The 23,705-nt window shown below is 55.6% G+C and carries 20 protein-coding genes and 2 pseudogenes; 13 read left to right on the forward strand and 9 right to left on the reverse strand.

The window, feature by feature from the left end; genetic code table 11:
• The first annotated feature begins 415 nt into the window (after positions 1-415).
• From GH656_RS09655 to GH656_RS09670, 4 genes are all read left to right on the forward strand, one after another.
• Positions 416-1,126 (forward strand): phosphatase PAP2 family protein, encoded by a 711-nt coding sequence (locus GH656_RS09655; RefSeq protein ID WP_153075682.1) that lies wholly within the window; start codon positions 416-418, stop codon positions 1,124-1,126.
• Positions 1,127-1,397: 271 nt separating this feature from the next.
• Positions 1,398-2,261 carry a molybdate ABC transporter substrate-binding protein gene (gene modA, locus GH656_RS09660; protein ID WP_153076625.1) on the forward strand — a complete coding sequence of 288 codons (864 nt, stop codon included), beginning with the start codon at positions 1,398-1,400 and terminating at the stop codon, positions 2,259-2,261.
• Between the two features lie 26 nt (positions 2,262-2,287).
• Positions 2,288-2,962 (forward strand): molybdate ABC transporter permease subunit, encoded by a 675-nt coding sequence (gene modB / locus GH656_RS09665; protein WP_153075683.1) that lies wholly within the window; start codon positions 2,288-2,290, stop codon positions 2,960-2,962.
• 1 nt (position 2,963) lies between these two features.
• Positions 2,964-3,695, forward strand: coding sequence for an ATP-binding cassette domain-containing protein (locus tag GH656_RS09670; protein WP_153075684.1), 732 nt, complete (start codon positions 2,964-2,966; stop codon positions 3,693-3,695).
• Positions 3,696-3,789: 94 nt separating this feature from the next.
• Here GH656_RS09670 and GH656_RS09675 read toward each other — a convergent pair whose 3' ends face one another.
• The 4 genes and pseudogenes from GH656_RS09675 to GH656_RS09690 form a co-directional block, all read right to left on the reverse strand.
• Positions 3,790-4,626: a TOBE domain-containing protein gene (locus GH656_RS09675; protein WP_153075685.1), complete on the reverse strand. Its 837-nt coding sequence runs from the start codon at positions 4,624-4,626 to the stop codon at positions 3,790-3,792.
• 131 nt (positions 4,627-4,757) lie between these two features.
• Positions 4,758-4,928 (reverse strand): annotated as a pseudogene (locus GH656_RS09680) (transposase); the annotation flags it as partial.
• A gap of 287 nt (positions 4,929-5,215) precedes the next feature.
• The gene (locus GH656_RS18290; RefSeq protein WP_153075686.1) at positions 5,216-5,440 is read right to left on the reverse strand and encodes a transposase; all 225 of its coding nucleotides are present in this window, start codon (positions 5,438-5,440) and stop codon (positions 5,216-5,218) included.
• A gap of 62 nt (positions 5,441-5,502) precedes the next feature.
• Positions 5,503-7,185 (reverse strand): hypothetical protein, encoded by a 1,683-nt coding sequence (locus tag GH656_RS09690; protein ID WP_153075687.1) that lies wholly within the window; start codon positions 7,183-7,185, stop codon positions 5,503-5,505.
• A gap of 265 nt (positions 7,186-7,450) precedes the next feature.
• Here GH656_RS09690 and GH656_RS09695 point away from each other — a divergent pair, with 265 nt between their 5' ends.
• Positions 7,451-7,771, forward strand: a complete 321-nt coding sequence (locus GH656_RS09695; RefSeq protein ID WP_343039009.1) for a type II toxin-antitoxin system HicB family antitoxin — start codon at positions 7,451-7,453, stop codon at positions 7,769-7,771.
• Between the two features lie 603 nt (positions 7,772-8,374).
• Here the strand turns inward: GH656_RS09695 and GH656_RS09700 are convergent.
• The gene (locus GH656_RS09700; RefSeq protein WP_153075688.1) at positions 8,375-9,535 is read right to left on the reverse strand and encodes a hypothetical protein; all 1,161 of its coding nucleotides are present in this window, start codon (positions 9,533-9,535) and stop codon (positions 8,375-8,377) included.
• Positions 9,536-9,610: 75 nt separating this feature from the next.
• On the reverse strand, positions 9,611-10,105 hold the full coding sequence (locus tag GH656_RS09705) for a hypothetical protein (RefSeq protein ID WP_153075689.1): 495 nt from the start codon (positions 10,103-10,105) through the stop codon (positions 9,611-9,613).
• Between the two features lie 689 nt (positions 10,106-10,794).
• Between GH656_RS09705 and GH656_RS09710 the strand changes: the two are divergent.
• Both GH656_RS09710 and argP read left to right on the forward strand, forming a co-directional pair.
• A pseudogene (locus GH656_RS09710) lies at positions 10,795-11,612 on the forward strand (IS5 family transposase).
• A gap of 19 nt (positions 11,613-11,631) precedes the next feature.
• Positions 11,632-12,552, forward strand: a complete 921-nt coding sequence (gene argP / locus GH656_RS09715) for an HTH-type transcriptional regulator ArgP (protein WP_153075690.1) — start codon at positions 11,632-11,634, stop codon at positions 12,550-12,552.
• Between the two features lie 81 nt (positions 12,553-12,633).
• On the opposite strand, the gene GH656_RS09720 is transcribed toward argP, so the two are convergent.
• Complete coding sequence (locus tag GH656_RS09720; protein ID WP_153075691.1) at positions 12,634-12,834, reverse strand: hypothetical protein; 201 nt, start codon at positions 12,832-12,834, stop codon at positions 12,634-12,636.
• Between the two features lie 56 nt (positions 12,835-12,890).
• On the opposite strand from GH656_RS09720, the gene dcm reads away from it, so the two are divergent.
• The 6 genes from dcm to GH656_RS09750 all read left to right on the forward strand — a co-directional run bounded on the left by dcm (position 12,891) and on the right by GH656_RS09750 (position 19,825).
• The gene (dcm, locus tag GH656_RS09725; RefSeq protein ID WP_281349647.1) at positions 12,891-14,027 is read left to right on the forward strand and encodes a DNA (cytosine-5-)-methyltransferase; all 1,137 of its coding nucleotides are present in this window, start codon (positions 12,891-12,893) and stop codon (positions 14,025-14,027) included.
• Between the two features lie 2 nt (positions 14,028-14,029).
• Entirely contained in the window at positions 14,030-14,482 is a 453-nt protein-coding gene (locus tag GH656_RS09730; protein ID WP_153075693.1) for a very short patch repair endonuclease, read from the forward strand.
• 241 nt (positions 14,483-14,723) lie between these two features.
• Positions 14,724-16,832: a hypothetical protein gene (locus tag GH656_RS09735; protein ID WP_153075694.1), complete on the forward strand. Its 2,109-nt coding sequence runs from the start codon at positions 14,724-14,726 to the stop codon at positions 16,830-16,832.
• A gap of 297 nt (positions 16,833-17,129) precedes the next feature.
• Positions 17,130-17,633, forward strand: a complete 504-nt coding sequence (locus GH656_RS09740) for a YbhB/YbcL family Raf kinase inhibitor-like protein (protein WP_153075695.1) — start codon at positions 17,130-17,132, stop codon at positions 17,631-17,633.
• A 310-nt stretch (positions 17,634-17,943) separates the two neighbouring features.
• On the forward strand, positions 17,944-19,428 hold the full coding sequence (locus GH656_RS09745) for an MFS transporter (protein WP_153075696.1): 1,485 nt from the start codon (positions 17,944-17,946) through the stop codon (positions 19,426-19,428).
• A 13-nt stretch (positions 19,429-19,441) separates the two neighbouring features.
• On the forward strand, positions 19,442-19,825 hold the full coding sequence (locus GH656_RS09750; RefSeq protein ID WP_153075697.1) for a hypothetical protein: 384 nt from the start codon (positions 19,442-19,444) through the stop codon (positions 19,823-19,825).
• A gap of 136 nt (positions 19,826-19,961) precedes the next feature.
• On the opposite strand, the gene otsA is transcribed toward GH656_RS09750, so the two are convergent.
• Complete coding sequence (otsA, locus tag GH656_RS09755) at positions 19,962-21,419, reverse strand: alpha,alpha-trehalose-phosphate synthase (UDP-forming) (protein ID WP_153075698.1); 1,458 nt, start codon at positions 21,417-21,419, stop codon at positions 19,962-19,964.
• Positions 21,420-22,073: 654 nt separating this feature from the next.
• A complete protein-coding gene (locus tag GH656_RS09760) occupies positions 22,074-23,444 on the reverse strand; it encodes a sigma-54-dependent transcriptional regulator (RefSeq protein ID WP_153075699.1) in 1,371 nt (456 codons plus the stop codon).
• Between the last annotated feature and the right edge of the window lie 261 nt (positions 23,445-23,705).

Below are 23,705 nucleotides of genomic sequence, written 5' to 3' on the forward strand. Positions count from 1 at the left end.
TGCAAATGGTGCAAATGGTGCAAATGGTGCAAATGGTGCAATGCACAATAACATCAATTTACACCTGTCGCGCAAGGCTTCATCTCTGCGCCAATATGCCCCAGGCCACACGCGCCGAGAACAACCAGCAAGCAGCCGCCAGGCCGTGAGCCGACCTCCTGCTAAGCGTGCCGGATGCGGCAAACGCCGTGTGCTTCCGTACCATGTGTTGCCGTATTTTGCTCGTTCGAGCCTCGCCAGCCCATCACGGGAGGAAAGCAAGCCCAAGCTGCCCGGCTATACTCATGGCCGCGTGTGGCGGCACTCGAGTGCGCGGGCCGCGCCGGATCATGACAGCACCATCTCCACTCCGCGCTCCCTGCCTCGGCTTCACCCTAACGTCCAGTCCTGCCGCGCTTTCCACCCTCTTTTTTGCATGTTCGATCTGCCTTTTTATCTCTGGTACCCCGTGACGCGCCTAGGTGGTGTCGCCCTGACGGTGCCGCTCGCGCTGGCAATTGCGCTCTGGCTGGTGCTGGGCTACACGTGGCGCACCGCATGTGCCTGGCTGGGGCTGCTCGGAGGCGCGATTGGTGTGGTCACGCTGAGCAAAATTGCTTTTTTAGGCTGGGGCCTCGGCATTCGCGCGTGGGATTTCACCGGCGTCAGCGGCCACGCGATGCTCTCCAGTGCGGTGTATCCCGTTGCGCTGAGCTTGATGCTGGCCAATCTGCGCGCGCCGGCCCGCTTGGGCGGGGTGTTGCTTGGACTGGCGCTGGGCTTGCTGGTTGGCGTGTCGCGTGTGGTGCTTGAGGCGCATTCGCCAGCCGAAGCCATCGCGGGTTGCGTCCTCGGTGGGTTAACGGCGCTGCTTTTTATCGCGGGCAGCTGGCACGTCCGGCCAAGCCGGTTCAGCCCGTTCGCCATTGCTGTCAGCCTGGCGGCACTCACCTTCGCACTGCACGATGTGCGGCTGCCAACCCATCGCTGGGTCGCGCACCTGGCGCTGACCCTTTCCGGACATGAGCGGCCTTTCGTGCGGGCGCGCTGGAAAGCCCAGCGCAAACAGCCTGCCGCGCCGCCTGCTGCTGCGCCTTCACCTTCACCTTCACCTTCACCAGCCATGCGGCCGAATCCGTTTCACTAGCGGAATTGCGGCCGCAGCTTCTGCTGCAACACGCGAGTCATAGAGTCATATCAACGGCAGCAGCACCGGGCGTAACCCGACACCGCCCAATGCATCCAATCCATCCAATACCTCGATACCTATAAGACAGCTCGTCAGCCAGCGTTATCACCCCAGCTATATTACGATGACGCCTTCGCGCTACCGGGTGCCTACCGCCGCCCCCAATCCATGCATCCAGGCTTGCGTCTGCTGCACTCACGCTTTTTCCCGGAGATTCGCCGTGCTGCTTATGCCTCTGTTCCGCCGCCTGCTGCGTCTGCCCTTCGTCCGGCTGAGTGCCAGCGTGCTGGTTTTTCTCGCGCCGCATGCAGCGCACGCCAGTCAGACGTTGGTGGTTTCCGCTGCGGCGAGCCTGACTCAGGCGTTCAACGCAGTCGGCACGGTGTTCGAGAAGCAGCATCCCGGCACGCAGGTGCTGCTCAACTACGGGGCCTCTGACGTGCTGATGCAGCAAATTGCCCATGGCGCGCCGGTCGATGTGTTCGCTTCAGCGGATCAAAAAGCGATGGATCGGGCCGTCGCCGAAAACGTCGTCGTCAGCGCCACCCGGGCAGATTTCGCGGCGAACTCGCTGGTTTTGATCGTGCCCAGCGATAGCCGTTTCGCGCCGGCCTCGCTGGCGGCGCTCAACGCACCCAGCATCAAGCGCGTGGCCTATGGCGATCCGGCTTCGGTACCAGCTGGCCGCTACACCCAGGGGGCACTTATGGCAGCGGGCGTATGGCCCGCAGTCAGCGCCAAAGGCGTGCTAGCGGCGAATGTGCGGCAAAGCCTCGACTACGTCGCTCGCGGCGAGGTAGATGCTGGGTTTGTCTTCGGCACCGATGCTGCGTTGATGCCGCAACGGGTGAAGGTCGTGCTAACGGTCGCTACCCCTACACCGATTACCTATCCGCTGGCACAAGTGGCTGGCAGCCGCCAGCCCGCGCTGGCGCAGGCATTTATCGCCTTCGTGCGCTCGCCCGCAGGCCAGGCGTTGCTCAGCCAGTACGGCTTCAAGCCTGCTGTTTCGGTTAATTCGGTTAATTCAGCCAACTCAGCTGCTTCGGTCACTGCCACCACTCCCCCCCCTGCCACCACCATCACACGCTAACCCCGCCACTACTGGATATCTCTGTCATGCAATCTGCCTGGGTTCCCCTGCTGCTATCTCTCAAGGTCGCGGGCTGGGCGACGGCACTCAATCTGGTGTTTGGTGTCGCGGCCGGGTTTGGTCTGGCGCGCTGGCGCTCTGGCGCGCGGGATCTGTTTGATGCGTTGCTGACCCTGCCGCTGGTACTCCCACCCACTGTGCTCGGCTATTACCTGCTGGCGCTGCTAGGGCGGCGCGGCGTGCTCGGCACATGGCTGGAGCAATGGGGGATTCAGTTGGTCTTTACATGGCAAGGCGCAGTGATCGCCTCCAGCGTGGTGGCGTTTCCGCTAGTCACGAAATCCGCCCGCGCCGCGTTCGAAACCATCGATCCACAGCTTGAGCGCGCCGCTCGCACGCTGGGCCTCGGCGAAGCGGCGATCTTTTTTCGCGTCACCCTGCCGCTGGCCGCGCGCGGCATTCTGGCAGGCGGGCTGCTGGCCTTCGCGCGGGCGCTGGGCGAATTCGGCGCAACGCTGATGATCGCGGGCAATCTGCCGGGACGGACCCAAACGCTGTCAGTCGCGGTCTATGCCGCCGTGCAAGCAGGCGATGACCAGACCGCGGCCTTTCTCGTGCTCGTGACGTCGGTGACGTGCGTGGTGATTCTTTTACTGGCGGGCCGGCTGGTGCCGCAATCTGCGCTTGGGATGCCTCGCTGAAATGTCACTCACCGCTCACTTCCGCAAAACCTTCAATACCGCTGGGCGTGTGTTCACGCTTGATGTGGCGTTCACTGCGCACGCCCGGCGGCTGGTGCTGTTCGGGCCATCGGGCGCGGGCAAAAGCCTGACGCTGCAAGCCATTGCCGGGCTAGTGCAGCCCGATGAAGGGGTGATCGAGCTCGATCATCAAACCTGGTTTGACCACGCACGACGTATTCATCTGAAACCACAGCAACGCAAGCTGGCCTATCTGTTTCAGGATTACGCGCTGTTTCCTCATTTGAATGTGCGGCAGAACATCGCCTTTGGCTTGAGCTCTGGCTGGTGCAATCCCGCCGCGCGCGGCGAGCCGGATGATGCGCCCAACCAGGCGCTAGTGGCGTACTGGCTCGATGCGCTGGAATTGCGCGCGCTGGCGGCATTGCGTCCGGCGCAGTTGTCAGGGGGGCAAAAGCAGCGTGTCGCGCTGGCGCGTGCGCTCATCACGCAACCTCGCCTGCTGCTGCTCGACGAGCCGTTTTCAGCGCTGGATAGCGCGCTGCGTCAGCGCATGCGCCATGAGCTGGCTGAGCTGCAGGCGCGGCTGGACATTCCGCTGGTGTTGATTACCCACGATGCCGAAGATCTAGCGCTGTTCGGCGATCAGGTGGTGCAGGTGGACAACGGTCAGGTACGCGACCGGGCAATGGGTTCGGGTCCAAGGCAACCGGTCCAGTTACGCGTGGTTTGAAAACGTGGCACCAGGCTGTATCACACGCTGCGGCCGGTTTAATTTTTCAGGCGCTCAGACACTCAAACGCTCAGAGAGCCAAACCTTCGGCTGATTAATCATGCACGCCCAGAATCACGCTCGACGCCTTGAATACCGCCGTCGCGCGCTGGCCCGGCTTCAGGCCCAGTGCCTCGGCGCTTTGATGCGTCACCACGGCGGCAAGCACCGTGCTGTCATCGAGCGTTAGCGTCACGTCGTCGTTCACCGCGCCGTGCTTCACGCTGGCAATCGTGCCGTGCAACTGGTTACGCGCCGATAGTTTGAGCCCTGTGTCAGTGGGCTCTTGCACCAGCAGCATCACCCACGATGCCTTGATCAGCGCAAAGGCCGCGACGCCTTCGCTCAGGCCCAGTGCAGCCGTGCTGTCGCAGGTCAGCACGGCGGCTAACGTTTGCCCGCCAGGCAGCGTCAAGGTGACTTCATCGTTCACCGCTCCCCGCCGGATCGCCGTGACCGTGCCATACAACTGGTTACGCGCACTTGTTTTCATCCCCATCCTCCCGATTAATTCCCAGTCAGGCGCGAAGCCTTCAATGGCTGCGCCCGCACGTTCAAGAAACCTGCGGTGCTCCTGTTCAATCAGCGCAAACGTCTTGATCAGACGCTGGGCTCGCGCGGTCAGCGTCGTGCCCCCGCCTCCCTTGCCACCGGCCGCCCGCACTACCAGCGCTTCGCCAGCGAGGTTGTTCATCGCGTCGATGGCATCCCACGCGCCCTTGTAGCTCATGCCAACCGCTTTTGCCGCACCGGTGATTGAGCCCGTCGCGTGAATCGCCCCCAGCAACGCCATGCGCGTCGCACCGCCCAGCGTATGCGAGCCGGACTGGAACCAGACCGAACCATCGAGTTCGAGCGCAGGCGTGACAGGCGTGGAGGTGGTGTCGGGCATAAGGGGCGGGAAAGAGAGCTTAACGGCAGGGGCTTGGCAGCAAGGGCTAGCGACCACCGCGTTGAGAGAGATAGCGCTCGCGGATTATAGCGAGCGAGGCGGCCGCGTCACTTTGCAGCGGCTAGAGCGTGTCAGGCACTTTGAATAATGGGCAGAGCATGAACGAGCATGGCAAAGACGACGAAGTGCAAGCCGGCCAGGGTTTCAGGCAAGCGCTCGTAGTCGCGTGTCAGTTGGCGGAAGCGGTTGAGCCATCCGAAGCTGCGCTCGACCACCCAGCGCCGTGGCAGCCGCACGAAGCCGAAGCGTGGACAGTACGTCATCAAGCTTCCTGCCAGCCTGTCAGCCAAGATTTGGTTACTCAACGAAATGGTGACGCAAAACATTCGCCCCGCTGAACTCGCGCGGAGATTGCCCCCCTCAGGAAGTGAACCGCCTCACAAATTTGCGGCACACCACTCGCATTGATGGAATTGCTGCGGCCCTTCAAGCAATGGGACGGCATCTTGAAATAAGCGTTGCATGAAGCACAAACCAAAAAGCCTCTCGGCATTCAGGACATAAATTGCTGAATGCCGAGGGACTATCGTCAAGCCACGTAGGGATTCCGAGCACCAGGCAAGTGCTCCCACGGGAGGCCTGCCTGCAGAATACACAAAATGCCGTTCAGTGCTTCGCGGTCACTGGCCGAGCATCGCCGGCCGCCCTTGGGTGACAGCATAAACGCTGGGATCAGTGGCTCTAGCATCACCCATACTTCGTTGCTGATTTTTCTTCTGGACATACAACCAAGATACGGAACCAGTAGCGGCATGCCCAGGTTGCGTTAGCTGCTCTCAACCACGACGTCACTACGGGCACCGTTTAAGCAGGAAATTAATGCAACTCAATTAACTGTTCATTATTGTCGTAATGCTGAATTATCACGGGTGGCAATTTTTCTTCGGCTCTCCGTTCATTAATTGCATTTATTTTATCGATTTTCTCGAGAGAAGCGCCACAACGATAAACAACATTAATACTCCCCAGATTTTCCATCGTATATAATTTATTTACTTCCTTGTACACAAGAATTTTAAGATCAACACCATCGCGAGTTGCCGTGCGCACACTGACCACCTTCTCGGAGTCGAGTTTTAATGCATTTTCAGACGAAAGAGGATCCAGATAAATGGTCAACGCATCAGGCGTTTTTTCTGCATTTAAATCAGGCTCAATTAAATCGGAGCAATCCACGATAGAGTTAAGAACACACAATTCAGAAACCTCGACATTCGAACGCAATTGATCGAAAATGTCTTTTGAAATTTTACAATCAATGAAGGTCAATTTTTTAAGCAATTGGCACTTGCTTAACCAATCAATGTGTTCTTTATTGATTGTTCCCCATGCCACCTCAATCTCTTTCAGGTTAGGCATTTCAAGAAAATCCCCAATATATGGGATCGATGTGGAATTAATCTCGAGTTTCTCGATAGCACAAACTACCGGCTTCTCTGGAGGAAGTTCTCTTGTAGAATTCCCCAGACATTTACGCAATATTCCGAGAAAAGATAGAGAATGTAATTCATTTAAATTTCCAACCATATTTAAAACTTCTCCGGATATTGCCGGGAGATTAATTTTAAGTCTCTTCAAACCAGAAAAACGGGATATTAAATCTCTCACGCTATCAGTATTGTCATACTGACTACACTGTCTCGACGGAACATTTCTATCCTCAACAGTTATCTCCGCAATAGTTTCCGGCAAATTTTTAATTATTTCGCCAAGATTAACCGGACCTCGCCCACCCTGCCGATGCTTAACAAGACCGAGCTTTTCAAGCATTGGTGAGTGTTTAATAGAGTCAGTCAACTTCTCAGTGTCACCAGCATTAAATTTGAGATTAATTTCCCTCAAATTACCACTCTGATCAATCACATGATAATTACTAAGCTCATCGGCAACAAATGGAATGTGACTAGCAGAAAAATAATTTTCCGATGGCTTGATTTTTACTCTGACATCAATTACATCTCGTGATGCCTGGGATAATTTTTCACAAAAATCGATATTCGCGGTCATCGCATCGATAAAAATGGTCTTTTTGCCGGACAATAGACTATCTGACCTCAGACATGAATTTTCTTGGCCTGACTCGCCAATCAATTCAATAAAAATATCGACAAATAATTCAGGAACAAATTCCTTGTTGACATAAATATGGGGATGTTTTTCAAAGACAAGCTCAATTTCCCTCTTAATAATTTCGCGTGATTTTTCTTTACGGAAAATCCCCTGAATCATTTTCCAGCTGGAAGCCTGACTAATTTTTGGATCATCGCGATGATTATCATGCTCAGCGTCTTTTGGCTTGAAAAATTCTGCACCGGCTATTTTTTTCGGTGACACAGTAGAACTCGAAATGGTGACACGAGAATCTTCGGGATTCACCACCTCGACGAATCCAAGTACCTGACCGGGGGAGGACGTGACCTCTACCTGCGCAGTATTTTGCGGGTTGTAATTTATTAATGAACCGGACTTATTTAAGCTTGATGGAGTGGATTGACTCATGACGAACATCTTATTAGATAAAGAAGCTTGGTAACCCATCCGAGTATTAAGTTCCAACTGGGAAAAAAACCACGCTCAGTTCCCGATGTGACCTGCCTGATTTCTTCGGGCCATTTCAATCTTGGAGAACGGCCTCGGTTGCTTCAGTTGAACAATGCCGCTGCTTGAACTCGTCGGGCGATACCGATGCACAACACCGACCTCAAAAAAGCACTGTTGAGGGCATCAAAAAGCAACTTGGCCTGAAATAATAAGCGAGGTATTTATGAAATTTCCTGTCACCCTTACCCCTGATGAAGCCGATGGCGGCTTTGTTGTAACGTTCTCCGACATTCCTGAAGCTATTACTCAAGGCGAGACCACCGAAGAAGCGCTTGCAATGGCTCAGGAAGCACTTGAAACAGCGATGGAATTCTACTTTGAGGACAAACGCGTTGTGCCCACGCCATCGAAGCCGAAGCGTGGACAACCCGTCATCAAGCTTCCGGCCAACCTGTCAGCCAAGATTTGGTTACTCAACGAAATGGTGACGCAAAACATTCGCCCCGCTGAACTCGCGCGGAGATTGCCCCCCCTCAGGAAGTGAACCGCCTCACAAATTTGCGGCACACCACTCGCATTGATGGAATTGCTGCGACCCTTCAAACAATGGGACGGCATCTTGAAATAAGCGTTGCATGAAGCACAAACCAAAAAGCCTCTCGGCATTCAGGACATAAATTGCTGAATGCCGAGGGACTATCGTCAAGCCACATAGGGATTCCGAGCACCGGGCAAGCGCCCGAGATGTTACGAAAAATACTTTTCACGAGTCGGGCCCATGGAAATCGGCGCTCTGCCGCACATCCGCTTCGCTCCTTACGCATGACTCTGCAGTGCCGGTTTGAATGTCACTTGCCGACCCTGAGCCGTCCTTCGGCTTTCACGAAAGTGGCCGTTTAACCTCAGTTACGCCAAGGATTCCAGTCATCGCTGAGCCAGATCCGGATGACTCACAAATCCAGCGCAACGCCACTGCGCCGGATAAGGCTAATCGGGGGAATCATGACTGACAGCAATGCTGCGCTCAGATAGTCTTGCCCTCCCTTACCGTCGCCATCATCTGCTCGCACCCCCTGGATAAATAGCATATTCATTATCGTGCTTTAATAAATTGAAAAGAATATCATTAATATTGCAAACGCAATAATCAAACGTAGCAATCAAACACAATATCATACCCCATCTCTTCCTTAAAATATTTTTTAAAATTATCATCACGAAATACATCACGCAATAAATAATCATGCATAAATCTCAGCTTTTGTATTTTTGGCATTTTCTTTTTACATTCCCAACCAAAATCGACAAAACGATCTTCCCAATCATACGTCAAATTGATGCCCGTTCCAAAATAGTCAAATTCAAGCAACTCTGGAAAATTTCCTATTCCATCTAATTTTAGATCGCGCCCGTCATCATAAAGGAAATACGTTACCGACTTACTCTCAATAGCCGGGCTTATTTTACCACAAATACTGGATAATGTCAGATCCAAATTTTTTAAATTACTCATTTTCGATATTACATCGAGACCCCCATTATTAAGTCTATCAATATCAACACCAAGCCTTTTCACTATTCCCTTAACAATATCAGGCGCTAAAATTTGATTCAATATCTCACCCGATTTAAAGCGCATGTGCGGCAATCTAACTGAGTGAATTTGATCAGTCTTTATTTTCAATAAAACATCAATCAAAACAGGCAGATACGACTCAGCGTCATATGGCAGTAAACCACCTACACTAATTCGACTCCGTACATTTTTCTGATCTGCGCCAAGTAAAAAATTTTCCAGCTCACTTTTCAATTCCTTTTTCTTCTCGGAAGACAGCCATTCGTTATTATCCCGCTTGAAATCAGGCAGACATCGGTGTTTATCGTATTTTCTAAAAATCTCAACTACTTTATTTCCACATTCCTCTATCTCTTTCCTTGACTCATCCTGAATTTCTATTCTTTTATCGGGCTCTGGCCGCTCAGCGAAATCAAAAATATGCTTCCTCAATGTTTTATTTCTCCACATTACCGAGAACCAACTAGTATTTTTTGTTGAATGGTCTTGTCCCTCCGTCTGCTTCATGTCCGTATTCGTCACCACCTTCGGCTTCGCCGGAGAAATCTGGGTTGTCATGTCAAGAGCCTTGGGCATGATTTCATCCTGACAGACCCTTCCTATGGCCGGAGGCACTACACTCGCCACACGACCCAGAGAGTCTTCCCGAGGCGTCACTCCTGGGGGAGGCAAATTAAGAAGGCTACGATCGCCTGAATTAACGGGATGCTTGACAGAAAAATTTCCTTGCATTTATTAACCTCGTTTAAGTTTTATTAAAAATGAAGCACATTTTTTAATTTTCACAACGTTTTTTCAGCGCAAAAATTATTCACCGAAAAATGAAATCCATAAAAATTTAGCAAGATTTTTCAGCTTCACGAGATGAGAAAAGCACCCATCTCCCAGCTCGCTCACTCCTGTCAAATTAAAATTCAGAGCAACCAGATTTTTCGGCAAAAACCCTTGCACTTTAGCCAACAGATGATCACTGAGATCCAGCATGGTTAATTTCTGAAGCGGCCGACAATCAAGTTCAATCAATTGATTGCGGGACAAATTTAATTGCTGAAAATTTCTGAACCAGCTCTCCGGAGCTTTCGCAATAGAACTACAAGCCATATTAAGTTTTACAAAATTAACTGTCAGACCAGATGGAATTTGCGCCCCCGGATTTTCGCTCAAATCAAGAGAAATCAGCCTCTCACCCCATTCGCCAGGCCATTCAGCAAGTTGAGAAAAAATGATATCAAGATGCGTTATCCCGGGATATAAATGCGCAGACCAAGATGAAATTTTTGAATAATTCTCAAAAATACTCAAAAATACTCAAAATATCCCCTGGCAAATTGCTGGAAATTGAATTTAATCTACCACCATCAAATCCCGGGCCGTCCAAACAAATAATGCCATTGCCCCTTTTCAACCTATCCAGCAGCGCGTCCCGGACCCGCCAAAGTTGCTCAAATGCATGTCCGCCAACTCACTCCTGAGCCATATTATAATTTTTGGCAATTTAAAAATTTTTAAATCGTTTTCACTCATCCTGCCCTGATTTGAATAACGCCTAAATTCCAATAACACACCAATCTCGCATTGCCGCCGCCCCAAGCCAACCAAATTATGGTTCCAGCCAACTGTTTTCGCCTCCCAAATTAATTCGTCCCGCATTCGAATTACATAATTTCCGACTCGGCCTGAATATTTTATAGTCATATATACATTCACACTTAATCAAAATTAACTGGCTTTTACTTTTTTTACTCCGCCTTGAGTAACGTTTCCCGCCTACTGGTTCCGCCAAGCCATAACATCCAAGCAGCGCTCGCGCTTTGCACTGCAACGACACCCCATCCGGCCTAGACGATTGCATCAAGCCGCCGACACCGTATTCACAGATAACTGCCGCTGCGACGACGGGATGCGCAAGGAAAACCAGCGGCACCTGCTGTGGTTGATGGGCGATCTAGAGGGTGTTAGGTACTTTTGGTCAGACCTGTTAACGTGGCGGAATGACAGCACGCAAACCCTACCCGGCGGATGTATCGGATGAGGAATGGAGCTTTGCCGCTCCGTACCTGAGCTTGATGAACGAAGACGCTCCCGCAACGCCGAAATGAACTGCGCGAAATGTTCAATGCGCTGCGCTGGATGGCGCGAGCGGGTGCATCGTGGCGCATGCTGCCGGCCAACTTCGCGCCGTGGGAACTGGTCTACCAGCAAACGCAACGCTGGTTGAACGCGGGTTGCTTCGAGGCGATGGCCAGCGATTTGCGCTCGATGCGGCGCGTGGCGCAACGGCGTCAGGGCCAGCCCAGTGCGATTATCCTGGATGGACGCACATTGCAGCCCACGTGTGAAAGCAGTCCGCGTGCAGGTTACGACGGTTACAAGCGCAAGCGAGGCAGCAAGGTACACATGGCTATCGACACGCTGGGGTTGCTGCTCGCGGTGCACATCACGCCAGCCAATGAGCAGGAGCGTGCACAGGTGGCCGAGCTGGCAAGCCAGGTTCAGCATGTCACCGGGCAGAGCGTGAAAGTGGCGTTTGCCGATCAGGGTTATACAGGTGAAGCCCCTGCACAGGCGGCTCTTGGTGCAGGTATCGAACTGCAGGTCATCAAGCTGTCTGAGGCGAAAAAGGGTTTTGTTCTGTTGCCCCGCCGCTGGGTGGTCGAGCTGGCTCAACCGCTTCAGACGACTGGCCCGCGACTACGAGCGCCTCCCCGAAACCCTCGCAGGTCTGCACTTCGTTGTCTTCGCCATGCTCATGCTTGGTCCATGCCATGCCTATTATCCAAAGTGCCTAACACGCTCTAAAAACTCTTGATTAACAGGCTAGGCCTACCGTGGAACTCGACCCCCGTCAAACCGCCGCCGTGCGAGCCGTGATCGAAACCGGCAGTTTCGAGCAAGCCGCCGTAAGGCTCAATCTCACCGCCTCGGCCGTGTCGCAGCGCGTGCGCGGGCTGGAAATCCGCTTGGGCAATCCGCTCATCGTGCGCACCCGGCCCTGTCGCGCGACGCCAGTCGGGCAGCGCCTGCTGCAATATCTACGGCGCACGGCGCTGCTCGAAGACGACTTCGCCAGCGACCTCGCCCATGCCAGCGAAGCGCTGCTGAGCATCGCCGTGGCGGTCAACGCCGACACGCTTTCCACCTGGTTTTTCCCCGCGCTGGCTGACGTGCTGCTACAGGAGAACGTGCTGCTCGACCTCAGCGTGGAGGACCAAGATCACACGCACGCACGGCTGGCGTCAGGGTTGGCGATCGGCTGCATCACCACCGAAAGCACGCCATTGCGCGGCTGTTCCGCTGAGCATCTTGGGGCGATGCGCTACCGCCTGGTGGCATCGAACGGGTTTATCGCCCGCTGGTTTCCCGAGGGTTTGACTCGTGATGCCGCACGGCGGGCACCGGTGATGCTCTCGTCGCGCAAAGACGCGCTTCAGGCGCGTTTTCTTGAAACCCACATGGGCTTGCCACCAGAGGCTTATCCGAGCCATTACGTGCCCGCCGCGGTGCCACGCTATCTGGCTATCCAGCGCGGCCTGGCGTATGGCATGGTGCCCGAGCTCGAATTTGGCGCAGACCTGGCGCAAGGCCTGCTGCAGGATCTCGCCCCGGCCTTGCCGACTGATGTCGAGCTGTACTGGCACACGTGGAAGGTGCAGTCGCCCCGGCTGGAAAAGCTCTCGGCACAAATCGTCGCGCGCGGCCGCGCGGCGCTCGCGCAGGGCCCAGCCGTGACGGGGCTCGCGCCCGCCTGACAAAGCGCCACCCCTGCGGCTGGAAGACTTTTTCGGGCGTCCACGCGCACGTTACGCGATAGGCCTCTAGAATCCGCACGGTTAGGTTTTTGCCGTGTTGCCGTGTTGCCGTGTTGCCGTGTTGCCGTGTTGCCGTGTTGCCGTGTTGCCGTGCTGCCGTGCTGCCGTGCTGCCGTGTTGCCGTGCTGCCGTGCTGCCGTGCTGCCGTGCTGCCGTGCTGCCGTGCTGCCGTGCTGCCGTGCTGCCGTGCTGCCGTGCTGCCGTGTTGCTAATCCACTGCATCCGCCACGCCCAGCACCGTCACCGTCGCAGTGATGTCTCCCCCCGAACTGGCTCTTATGTCTCCCACCTCCCGCCCCCGCGTCACCCCACCCGCTTCGCTTGCCGCAGCTTCGAGCGCGGCTTCGGCTACTGCGGCCACCACCGCCACGCCACTTCGCCTCGTCGATCTCTTCGCCGGAATTGGCGGCATCCGCCTGGGCTTCGAAGCGCACGGCGGTGAATGCATCTTCACCAGCGAATGGAACCCCTTTTCGCAGAAAACCTACCGCGAGAATCACGGCGACACGCATCCGTTAGCGGGCGATATCGTCACGCTCCCGGCCTCCGAGGTGCCAGAGCACGATGTCTTGCTGGGCGGCTTTCCGTGCCAGCCGTTTTCAATCGCTGGGGTCAGCAAGAAAAATGCGCTGGGGCGGCCGCATGGCTTTGAATGCACGACTCAGGGCACGCTGTTTTTCGATGTCGCGCGCATTCTCGCGGCACGGCGTCCGGCCGCCTTTCTGCTGGAAAACGTGAAGAACTTGCTGGCGCACGACAAGGGCCGCACCTTCGACGTGATCGTGCAAACCCTGCGCGACGAACTGGGCTACGAAGTGCATTACCGCGTGATCGACGGCCAGCATTTCACGCCGCAGCACCGGGAGCGGATCATCCTCGTCGGCTTTCGCGGCAAGACCTCGTTCTCGTGGGACGACCTGCGGCTACCCGAAACCGGCCCGAAGCTCGCCACGATCCTGCATCGCACCGATGGCAGCGAGCCGGTGCTGCCGTGGGACGGCACGCGCTTTTTCGACCATGCCCAGCGCCAGGTGCAACCGCGCTATACGCTCAGCGAAAAACTCTGGAACTACCTGCAGCAATACGCGCAAAAACACCGCGCAGCGGGCAATGGTTTTGGTTTTGGCATGGCCTATCCCGAGAGCGTCACGCGCACGCTTTCGGCGCGCTATCACAAGGATGGCTCAGAAATTTTGCTGTACCAGGGCGAAGCCATGCGGCCGCGCCGCCTGACACCGCGTGAATGTGCCCGGTTGATGGGCTTTCCCGATACTTTCCGGATTCCGGTCAGCGATACCCAGGCCTATCGCCAGTTCGGCAATAGCGTGGTCATGCCGGTGATGCGCGAGGTGGCTCGCATCATGCTGCCGCACGTGCAGGCGCTGCGCGCCCAGGCGGGCCGCACCGCTGGCTGACGATGACGGACGTCGTTGATCGCGCAACCCGCAGCCGGATGATGTCGGGCATCCGCAGCCGTGATACCCGGCCTGAAATCCTGCTCCGCAGCCTGTTACACCGGCGTGGGCTGCGCTTTCGGCTAGACGTGCGCACGCTGCCCGGACGGCCCGATATCGTGCTGCCGCGCTATCACGCGGTGGTGTTCGTGCATGGCTGCTTCTGGCATGGGCATCGCTGCCCGCTATTCAAATGGCCTCAGACGCGGCCCGAATTCTGGCGCGAAAAAATCAACCGGAACCGCAGCCACGACCTGAAAGCTCAGGCCGCGCTCGTCGCCCAGGGCTGGCGCGTCGCGGTGGTGTGGGAATGCGCGTTGCGCGGTGCCAACCGCAATCTCGATGACGTGCTGCAGCAGTTGGTGAGCTGGCTGGAAAGCGATGTGATCGCATTCGAGCAGCGCGGGCCGGGGTGATGGCCGGTGGCCAGAAAAACTTAAGCATGGCTTGGCGCTGATGGCAGAGCCTGCCCGGTAGTGAGCCCGCACCCCGCCGCATCGCTATATCACATCACTCACAGATGCATCCACTGGTTCTCTGGAACTATTTTTTGCTTATTGCCACTTAAACAGACTCGATGACGATAAAGAGCATCGGTACGCCAGCGGTTTTTCAGCTATTAGATATTCAACCGTAAAATCAATATAAATAATTTATATGTACAACGTAAACCAACATAAAAGAAAAGCCCCTGAAGATTCCTCAAGAAATAATTCATCAACAAATTATTCATCATCAAGTTTTCGCTCGATTCAAGTGTCCACGGATAATAACAGGCCACGTTATGAAACGCAGACTCGCAATAATTCGGATGTTTCAGTAAAAATATTTGCCACTTCGGTCAATGCCCAGTCAACCAGACCAAAGCATATAAGACTGAGCGACAATAACGCTCAAGAACCCATACCTGAATGGAATTTTCAGCGTCTTGATACAGCAGAAACACTGGGGCAAATTGCGGCGGCCATCAACTCTGCATACTCCAGGAAAAATCCTGTCCCAACTTATCCAACCATCAAAATTTCGCAAGGTGATGCAAACCAGCTTGGCTTTGCCCTGGAACGCGTCATTATCAGTAGCAAAATAAAAGCCTCATCTTTTCTAGAAATTAAAAATCTCGAACATACCATTCTGCAAATTGTCGCGGGGCTAACCTGTTTTTACGATCCAGAAAAAAATCTCTCTGCTGCCTTCCAGCAGATAGATGGTTTACTAAAAAAACACAGCAACACCTTTGTTCCTGATTTTTTTCTACGCCTGTCTCAGTTATTACCACAACTTCATGAGCACTATCAGGTTGCATTGTTGCTTGACAGACTGACCGAGGCACTTTCCCCACATTCAGACGATTACTTCAACAGCTCGGAACTTTCATTTCTGGGCTATTCGACCAGAAACATGATTAGCCAAACCCAAACCGAGAATTTTCTCTCAGCGCTCATTCCAGTTATTGCAAAAATTAAATGTTCTGATTCGATTATACTGGCCCGCATATTAAATGGGGTGCGTTTAATGGGAATCACCAGCAACACCAGCAAGCTATATTCCACGCTGGCACCTCTGTTAAAAAATGCCAATGACTGGAATTTCCAGAGAATCAGCATGGCTGCCGATAGCCTGAGACATGCCAGCAACACGGTAGAAAGCGAACAATTGCGTTCCGCCATTGCCAGATTGCTCACCTCCATCGACTTACCATGCACCAACCGGAATGAGGCTTCATCTATTAGCCGTGGCATATCATGCATTCTTAGCAGTTCAAGAAAATCCAAAGCTACTCCCGCCATGATCGACATAATGAATCTATGCAGCAATTTGATAGATAAAATTTGCAAATACAATATGAGGCAGGAATTTAAAACCGACAACTTCATTGAATCCATGTCTGGCCTGACGGAGACGGGAGATCATCCGGCAGCTCAGCGTTTACGCACAAAATTGATGCTAGTTTTCAATGACCGTGATCATTGGGGACACAATCATACTGCGCGTGTTATCAAGAGCCTGCGCCATTTGCCAACTCCTTCAATCAAGCGCCCCAGCCCTCCCGATGTGTTTTCCCATGAAAACATGGATGATTTATTTAATCTGGCCTCGCAAAAACTCCGCTTCGGCCAACTGCGACACCTTGAAACATTCAAACGTTTTGTGGAAGGTTTTTCCAGAAAAGAACCTTCCTTTTATCTTAATAAACTACTCACCAGGCTTGGAGAATTAATTTCCATCCTCCCCGAGAGCGATGCAAGCGAAGATGAATTAAAATCCCTTTTGAAACTTTCCATTCAAAATATGGATACTTTTCTCAGCAATAAATTTGCCAAAGAACATACCTTGCCAGGCATCGAATTTATTCAAGCTTTAATTAAAAAAATAAATCCAAAATTATTGCCGAAAAATATTTCAGACATATGCGACCCAACATGGAGATTAAATCTTGTCGGGGCAATCAGCTACAATGAAAACGATGCAAAAAAAGATCTAACTAAAAATGTCTACGCTGACGTTCGCTTCGACAATTACTCCACTGCCGAAACAAATATTGCAATCGCGCTCGGAAAACATGCCGATGGAATAGATATAAAAATCGTGAATCGCGCGCCAATTCCAAATTACTCCATAATGTATGGCACGGAAAAATCCAGCCAGACGCATAAGGATCAAATGAAAAATATAATTACGCAATGCGTGAATAGACTCCGCCATCAATTCAGCATCGAATTTAATGATGAAGATGGCGTGGCTCAATTGACATACCTCAAGACCTGATTGCACAGGGTGATGCCATGGCCTGAGGATGATGGGTCCGGGCCTGTTCCGAGATCCATCCAGCCCACCATGGCAGCAAGAAGCCACGACAAAATCAGCAAAACGAAAATCTGGCTTCGTAACCCACCCTCGCCCCTCCCCCATCACCACCCGCCCAATGCCGCTCAAGGCTGAAAAAGCCGGTGATACACTCGTGCGCCTCACGCAGCCCCCTCCCCGCTAAACCTCACGCTGGGTCTCGCATCGAGCTTCACCCCGGGCCTGCGTTCCCCTCATTTCTGCAAGGAGACACCCCACATGACTGCGTTCCGCCTCTGGTCTGACGCTTTCGCCGCGAACGGCTTCATGAGCAAAGCTCAGGAATTCGATAGCAAGGCTTTCGGTGTGGATGGCGGCAATTGTTCGCCTGATTTGCAATGGGAAGCGCCGCCGCCTGGCACGCAAAGTTTCGCGCTAACGGTCTACGACCCGGATGCGCCTACCGGCAGCGGCTTTTGGCATTGGGTGATGGTCAATCTGCCGGCTGATCTACGAGCTCTGCCAACTGGCGCGGGCAGTGCCGATGGCTCGCTACTGCCGCCAGAAGCATTGCAGTTGCGCAACGATTACGGCTTGCCGGGCTTTGGCGGTGCCGCACCACCGCGTGGCGACAAACCGCATCGCTACATCTTCCAGCTGCATGCGATGAAAGTCGCCCAATTGCCGCTCGAGGCCCAGACCACCAATGCCATCGCTCGCTTCATGATTCATCTGAACCAGATTGATTCGGCTACCTATACGGGGCTGTACGAGTTGAAGTAGATAACCCGTAACGGTGCCGGGCGAACCCGCGCAGCAACAGCCTGCGGATGGCGAGCAAAAAGTCTGTTGGGGCCGCGGGTGGTTTGCTCGGGTGGTGCACTCATGCAGCTGGTTCAAGCAGCACCGCATCAGTTAGAGCGTCCATACAGTCATCCTGATTCGCCCTTAAACACTCTTAAACACCCTTAATCCGTTGAACCAGGCTAGCGAATCAGGCTAGCCGCCCGCATCACGCATCCCCCCTGCCAGCGCGGCTGCCCCGCTCAAGCCTCACACGCAACGCAACGCAAAACCACGCCACCCAGCCCACATGTCCGCCCTGCCTCCTGATTCAACTGATGCAACCGGCTCACCCGATGCAGCCAGTTCGCCCCGCGCGTCGCCGCGGGTATCACGTGCATCGCCCCCGTCCGCGCCCACCTCAGCCACTGAACCCGGCCTCGCCGTGCCGCAACGCTACTGGGCAATTCTCGTGGTGGCGCTGGGCGTCACGCTGGCCGTACTCGATGGTGCTATCGCCAACGTTGCGTTGCCCACTATCGCGCGCCAATTGCAGGCCAGCGCCGCCAGCTCGATCTGGGTCGTCAACGCCTATCAGCTCGCAGTCACGATCTCGTTGCTGCCGCTGGCCGCGCTCGGCGACCGGATCGGCTATCGACGGGTCTACCTCGCCGGTCTCATGCTCTTCACCATCGCCTCGCTCGGCTGCACCCTGGCGCAGTCCCTGCCGACACTCGCGCTAGCGCGAGTGATACAGGGTTTCGGCGCGGCGGGCATTGTCAGCGTCAACACCGCGCTGGTGCGGATGATTTATCCCTCCGCGCATCTAGGGCGCGGCATCGCGCTCAATACAATGGTGGTAGCGATTGCCTCAGCGCTCGGGCCTTCGGTTGCTTCCGCCATGCTCGCCATTGCCTCGTGGCCGTGGCTCTTTGCCGTCAACGTGCCGATCGGCCTCGCCGCCATCGTGATCGGCCTCAAGGCGTTGCCCGCCAACCTGAGCCGCAACGACGCGCCTTACGACTACCTCAGCGCACTGATGAACGCTTTTGTCTTCGGCCTGCTGATTTTTGCCGTCGATGGTCTCGGCCAAGGGCAGGCGTGGCCGCAACTCACGGCTGAAGTGCTGGGCGCGTTGCTGATTGGTTATTTTTTCGTGCGGCGGCAACTGTCTCAGCCGGCCCCGCTACTGCCCGTCGATCTGCTGAAAATCCCGCTGTTCGCGCTCTCGATTGGCACCTCGGTGTGCTCGTTTGCGGCACAGATGCTGGCCTTCGTTTCGCTGCCGTTCTGGCTGCAAGACACCCTGGGGCTATCACAAGTGCAAACCGGCTTGCTGATTACGCCTTGGCCGCTAGCGATCGTCGTGACCGCGCCGCTAGCCGGAGTCTTGTCAGACCGGATCTCGGCGGGCTGGCTTGGTGGCGCTGGCTTGTTGCTGCTAAGCGCGGGGTTGCTGCTGCTCGCTACTCTCGGCGCGCACCCGGAGCCCATGGACATCACGTGGCGCATGGCGCTGTGTGGCGCAGGATTTGGCCTGTTTCAGGCACCCAATAACCGGGCGATGCTGGCGGCTGCGCCACGCGAGCGCAGCGGTGGCGCAAGCGGCATGCTGAGCACCGCACGCCTAACCGGGCAAACGCTGGGGGCAGCGCTGGCCGCACTGATTTTCGGCGTCGCGCCGCTGCATGGGCCCACTGTTGCGCTTTATGTAGCCGCCGGGTTTGCCCTCGTGGCCGCGCTGGTCAGCACCTTGCGGGTGACGCCACGCGGCAGCACCGGGCTGGTGCGCTAGGCAGCACCGCTTCATGGCTAGTGCCTTTTGTCTGGCAGGCACGGGGGATGTGACGCTTGCGTCGTTTGCGTCGTTTGTGTCGTTTGTGTCGTTTGTGTCGTTTGTGTCGTTTGTGTCGTTTGTGTCGTTTGTGTCGTTTGTGTCGTTTGTGTCGCTTGTGTCGCTTGTGTCGCTTGTGTCGCTTGTGTCGCTTGTGTCGCTTGTGTCGCTTGTGTCGCTTGTGTCGCTTGTGTCGCTTGTGTCGCTTGTGTCGCTTGTGTCGCTTGTGTCGCTTGTGTCGCTTGTGTCGCTTGTGTCGCTTGTGTCGCTTGTGTCGCTTGTGTCGCTTGTGTCGCTTGCGTCGCTTGCGTCGCTTGCGTCGCTTGCGTCGTTTGTGTCGCTTGCGTGCCGTGCATGACTTGCGTCGCTTGCATGACTTGCGTAGCGCTACGCGGCAGGATGCAGTGCTATGCCCCGCTACGGTACGCAAGCACGAGCGCGATACCGCGTAGCCAGCTAACCCACGCCCGCGAGTTCACTAGCGCATTAATGCCCTAACGCTCCAGCGAAGACCGCAACATCTGCGCGTCAACCCGTCTGACCGCTTTTTCCGTGGCCGACGAAGCGGTGGCGACGTGGCGCAGATCCGCCAGAAAGGTATCGCGCCACACCGACAGATTGTTCTCGCGCAGCAACGCCATCATGTCGGTGTAACGCGCCTGGCGCTCAGCCAGTGGCATCGACAACGCACGCTCCAGCGCTTCCGCCATCTGCGCCAGATCAAACGGATTCACCACCAGCGCGCCCGGCAGTTGCCCGGCGGCTCCCGCGAACTGCGACAGCACCAGCACGCCCGGGTCCTGCGGGTTTTGCGCCGCGACGTACTCCTTGGCCACGAGGTTCATCCCATCGCGCAGTGGTGTCACATAACCCACATGCGCCTGGCGGAACAAGGCCATCAGCAAGTTGCGTTCGTATTTGCGGTTCAGATACTGGATCGGCGTCCAGTTCAATTGCGCAAAACGGCCATTGATCCGGCCCGCCTCGCCTTCAAGCGTTTGGCGAATCCGCTGGTAGGTCTGCACGTCTGAGCGCGTCGGGGGCGCGACCTGCACCAGCGACACGCGTCCATGCCAGTCTGGCGCGTTCAGCAACAAACGCTCGAACGCCTGAAACCGCTCCACCAGCCCCTTCGAATAATCCAGCCGGTCCACGCTCATGATGAGCTTGCGGCCGTGCATGCCGTCGCGCAGGCTGCGCACGGGTTTGCGGTCGGTGTATTGCTCTGCGACTTGCGCAATCGCATCGGGATAGATCCCGATCGGATAAGCCGCGACCTTTAAAAACCGGCTCCACGCATGCAGCACACCGGCGTCATCGACGCTGCCATGGCAATGGCCGCGCTCAACGTAATCGACAAACGCCTGGCGGTCCGCCTCTGTCTGAAAACCCACCACGTCATAGCTGCACATGGTTTTCACCAGTTCCTCATGCGGTGGCACGGAACGCAGCACCTCGGGTGCCGGAAACGGAATGTGCAGAAAAAATCCCACTGGATTTTTCACCCCGAGTTCGCGCAGGCACTGGGCAAACGGCAGCAAATGGTAATCGTGGACCCAGATGATGTCGTCCGGCTCCAGCAGCGCCTGGAGCTGCCGGGCGAGCATCGCATTGACCCGCCGATACCCGGCGTATTCCTGACGGTCATAGCGCGACAGATCGTTGCGGTAATGGAAAGTTGGCCACAGCGTCGCATTCGAAAAGCCCCGGTAATACTGGTCGTAATCGCGCCGGCTCAAGCCGACGGTGGCGTAGGTCACATTGCCTTGACGCTCGATGACAGGCGCTTGCGTCTGCCCAGCGGCTTCACCGGTAATTTCGCCGCTCCAGCCAAACCACACGCCACCGGTTTCCTTCAGCGCGTCCAGCACGCCAATGGCGAGGCCCCCGGCTGCAGGATTCCCTTTCTGGGTTGATGCCACTCGGTTCGATACCACGATTAATCGGCTCATTACGACTCCATCTCATCCATGGTTGAGGTTGCGGGTGGGGATGTTCCGGACACAGACACGCAAGTCTCGTGCCTTGAGCATTCCGGCGAGCCAGACCAAGCTGCAAAGGGGCGGCAAAACCCGGAGCGCGAAGGAGGCAGCCGCCGTTATCAGGAAGCGGCTGCGTTTCGGCTGGGAAGAAGGTAAAGACAGGTACAGACGAGTAAAAACCGCAATTTTTTTGTAACAACTACAGCGGCAGATTGAGTGGGGAATTGAATGAAATTCAGTGCCAGCCGTTGAGGATGCGTGGAATTTCGCGCGGCTGCGGTGGCGGATCGCCAATGGGGGGAGCGGCTGGCTCAGGAGGCTCCCGCGTAGGATCAGGGAGCGGATCGGGCTCATCCGGTAACGGGGGATCGGTCGGCTCAGGACGATGGCACTGAAGCGGGGCAAACCCGATGGAGAAAACGGCGGAATGCCTGGTAGGAAAGTTGCGGGGAAACTCGTGAAACACTCGCATGGCAGGCTCCTCGTTTAGTCACCCAAACCAGTCCGGCTGGGCGGTAACGGTGGCAATGCAAGTCTTGTGCCGTGTGCCGTGTGCCGTACCCGCCAGCAGACCTGACCCTGCTGGCGCGCTACCGCAACTGCCAAAACCCTGCCCAACGCGCATCAAGCCCTCGCCGACTCATCAGCCTGCGCTTCCTGGTTGTATTCGACAAGGCGGTTGTACAAGGTTTTCAGGCTGATCCCCAACACCTCGGCAGCGCGGGTTTTCACGCCACCGCACTGTTCCAGCGTGGCGAGAATCAGTTGCCGGTCGGCCTGTGCCAGCGACGTGCCAAACGCAATCGTCACGGCCGTGCCCGCCGCAGGACGCGCCAGCGAAATCTGCAGCGGCACCATGGCCACTTCAGTGGAATCCACGCTCGACATGATGTAAGCGCGTTGCAGATAATTTTTCAGCTCACGCACATTGCCCGGCCAAGCGTAGCCCAGCAGCATCTCCCGCAACGTCTCGGGCAAATGCTTGCGCGTGCTGTGCTGTTCGTTGAGTTCATCGAGAAAAGCCTGCGCCAGCAACTCCACATCCTTGCCCCGCTCACGCAACGGCGGCAGGCCAATCGGGAACACGTTGAGCCGGTGGTACAAATCCAGCCTCAAGCGGCCCTCCAGCACCGCCTGCTCCGGGTCGCAATTGGTGGCGGCGATCAAGCGCACATCGGTTTCGATCTCACGCGTGGTGCCGACCCGCATGAACATGCCGGTCTCCAGCACCCGCAACAGCTTGACTTGCAGCTCAGCGGGCATCTCGGTGATTTCATCGAGAAACAGCGTGCCGCCATCCGCCCGCTCGAAATAACCTTTGTGCTGCCGGTCCGCACCCGTGAAAGCGCCACGTTCGTGGCCAAACATTTCGGACTCAATCAGATTTGGCGAAATCGCACCGCAGTTCACTGCCAGAAACGCGTGCTTGCGGCGCAGGCTCAACTGGTGAATGGTCTGTGCCGCCACTTCCTTGCCGGTGCCTGATTCGCCGGACAGCATCACGGAAGCAGCCGTCGGCGCGACCCGGCTGATCTGGTCATACACCGCCTGCATCGGCTTCGAATGACCCAGCATCAAGCCAAAACGCCCCATCCGCCGCAACTCGCCGCGCAGCGTGCCAATTTCGGCTTTGAGGTCGCCCGTGCGCGGCACGCGCGACAAAATCGCCTTCAGCCGCTGCATATTGATGGGTTTCACCAGATAATCGGCCGCGCCCATTTTCAGCGCATTCACGGCGGATTCGACCGTCGCATGGCCGGTAATCACGATAATTTCGATGCCCGTGCGCAGATCGAGCTCTTCCAGCAATTCGACACCGCTGCCATCGGGCAGCTTCAGATCGGTGAACACCACATCGGGCATCTGCCGCGTCAGTTGAATTCGCGCCTCGCGCAAGTCCGCTGCCATCGCAGTGGTCAGGCCGTCTTCCGCGATGATCGCGGCGAGCGCTTCTCGAGTGGCAAGGTCGTCATCGACAATCAGTACGTGTGGCATCGCGTCCCGGAAAGCCCATAGGCAAAAAGAGGAAATGGCGTGACAAGGCCACGCCAGACAGTAACGGCACGCTACAAAAGCGCGCCCATTCAAGCGCTGCGCCAATGCCATGCCGCCAACGTAAAACCATCCAATTTGCATCAAACAGACAACAATACTAACTAAAACTCGATAAAAATCATTCGATTGTTGTCAATTTGTTCATTATACGGATTATTGGGATAAGTTTGAGCACCTGCTGATGCCCCTTTTTTTCAAGCC

The organism is Paraburkholderia bonniea (assembly GCF_009455625.1).
In the GTDB taxonomy this organism is placed as follows: Bacteria; Pseudomonadota; Gammaproteobacteria; order Burkholderiales; family Burkholderiaceae; genus Paraburkholderia; species Paraburkholderia bonniea.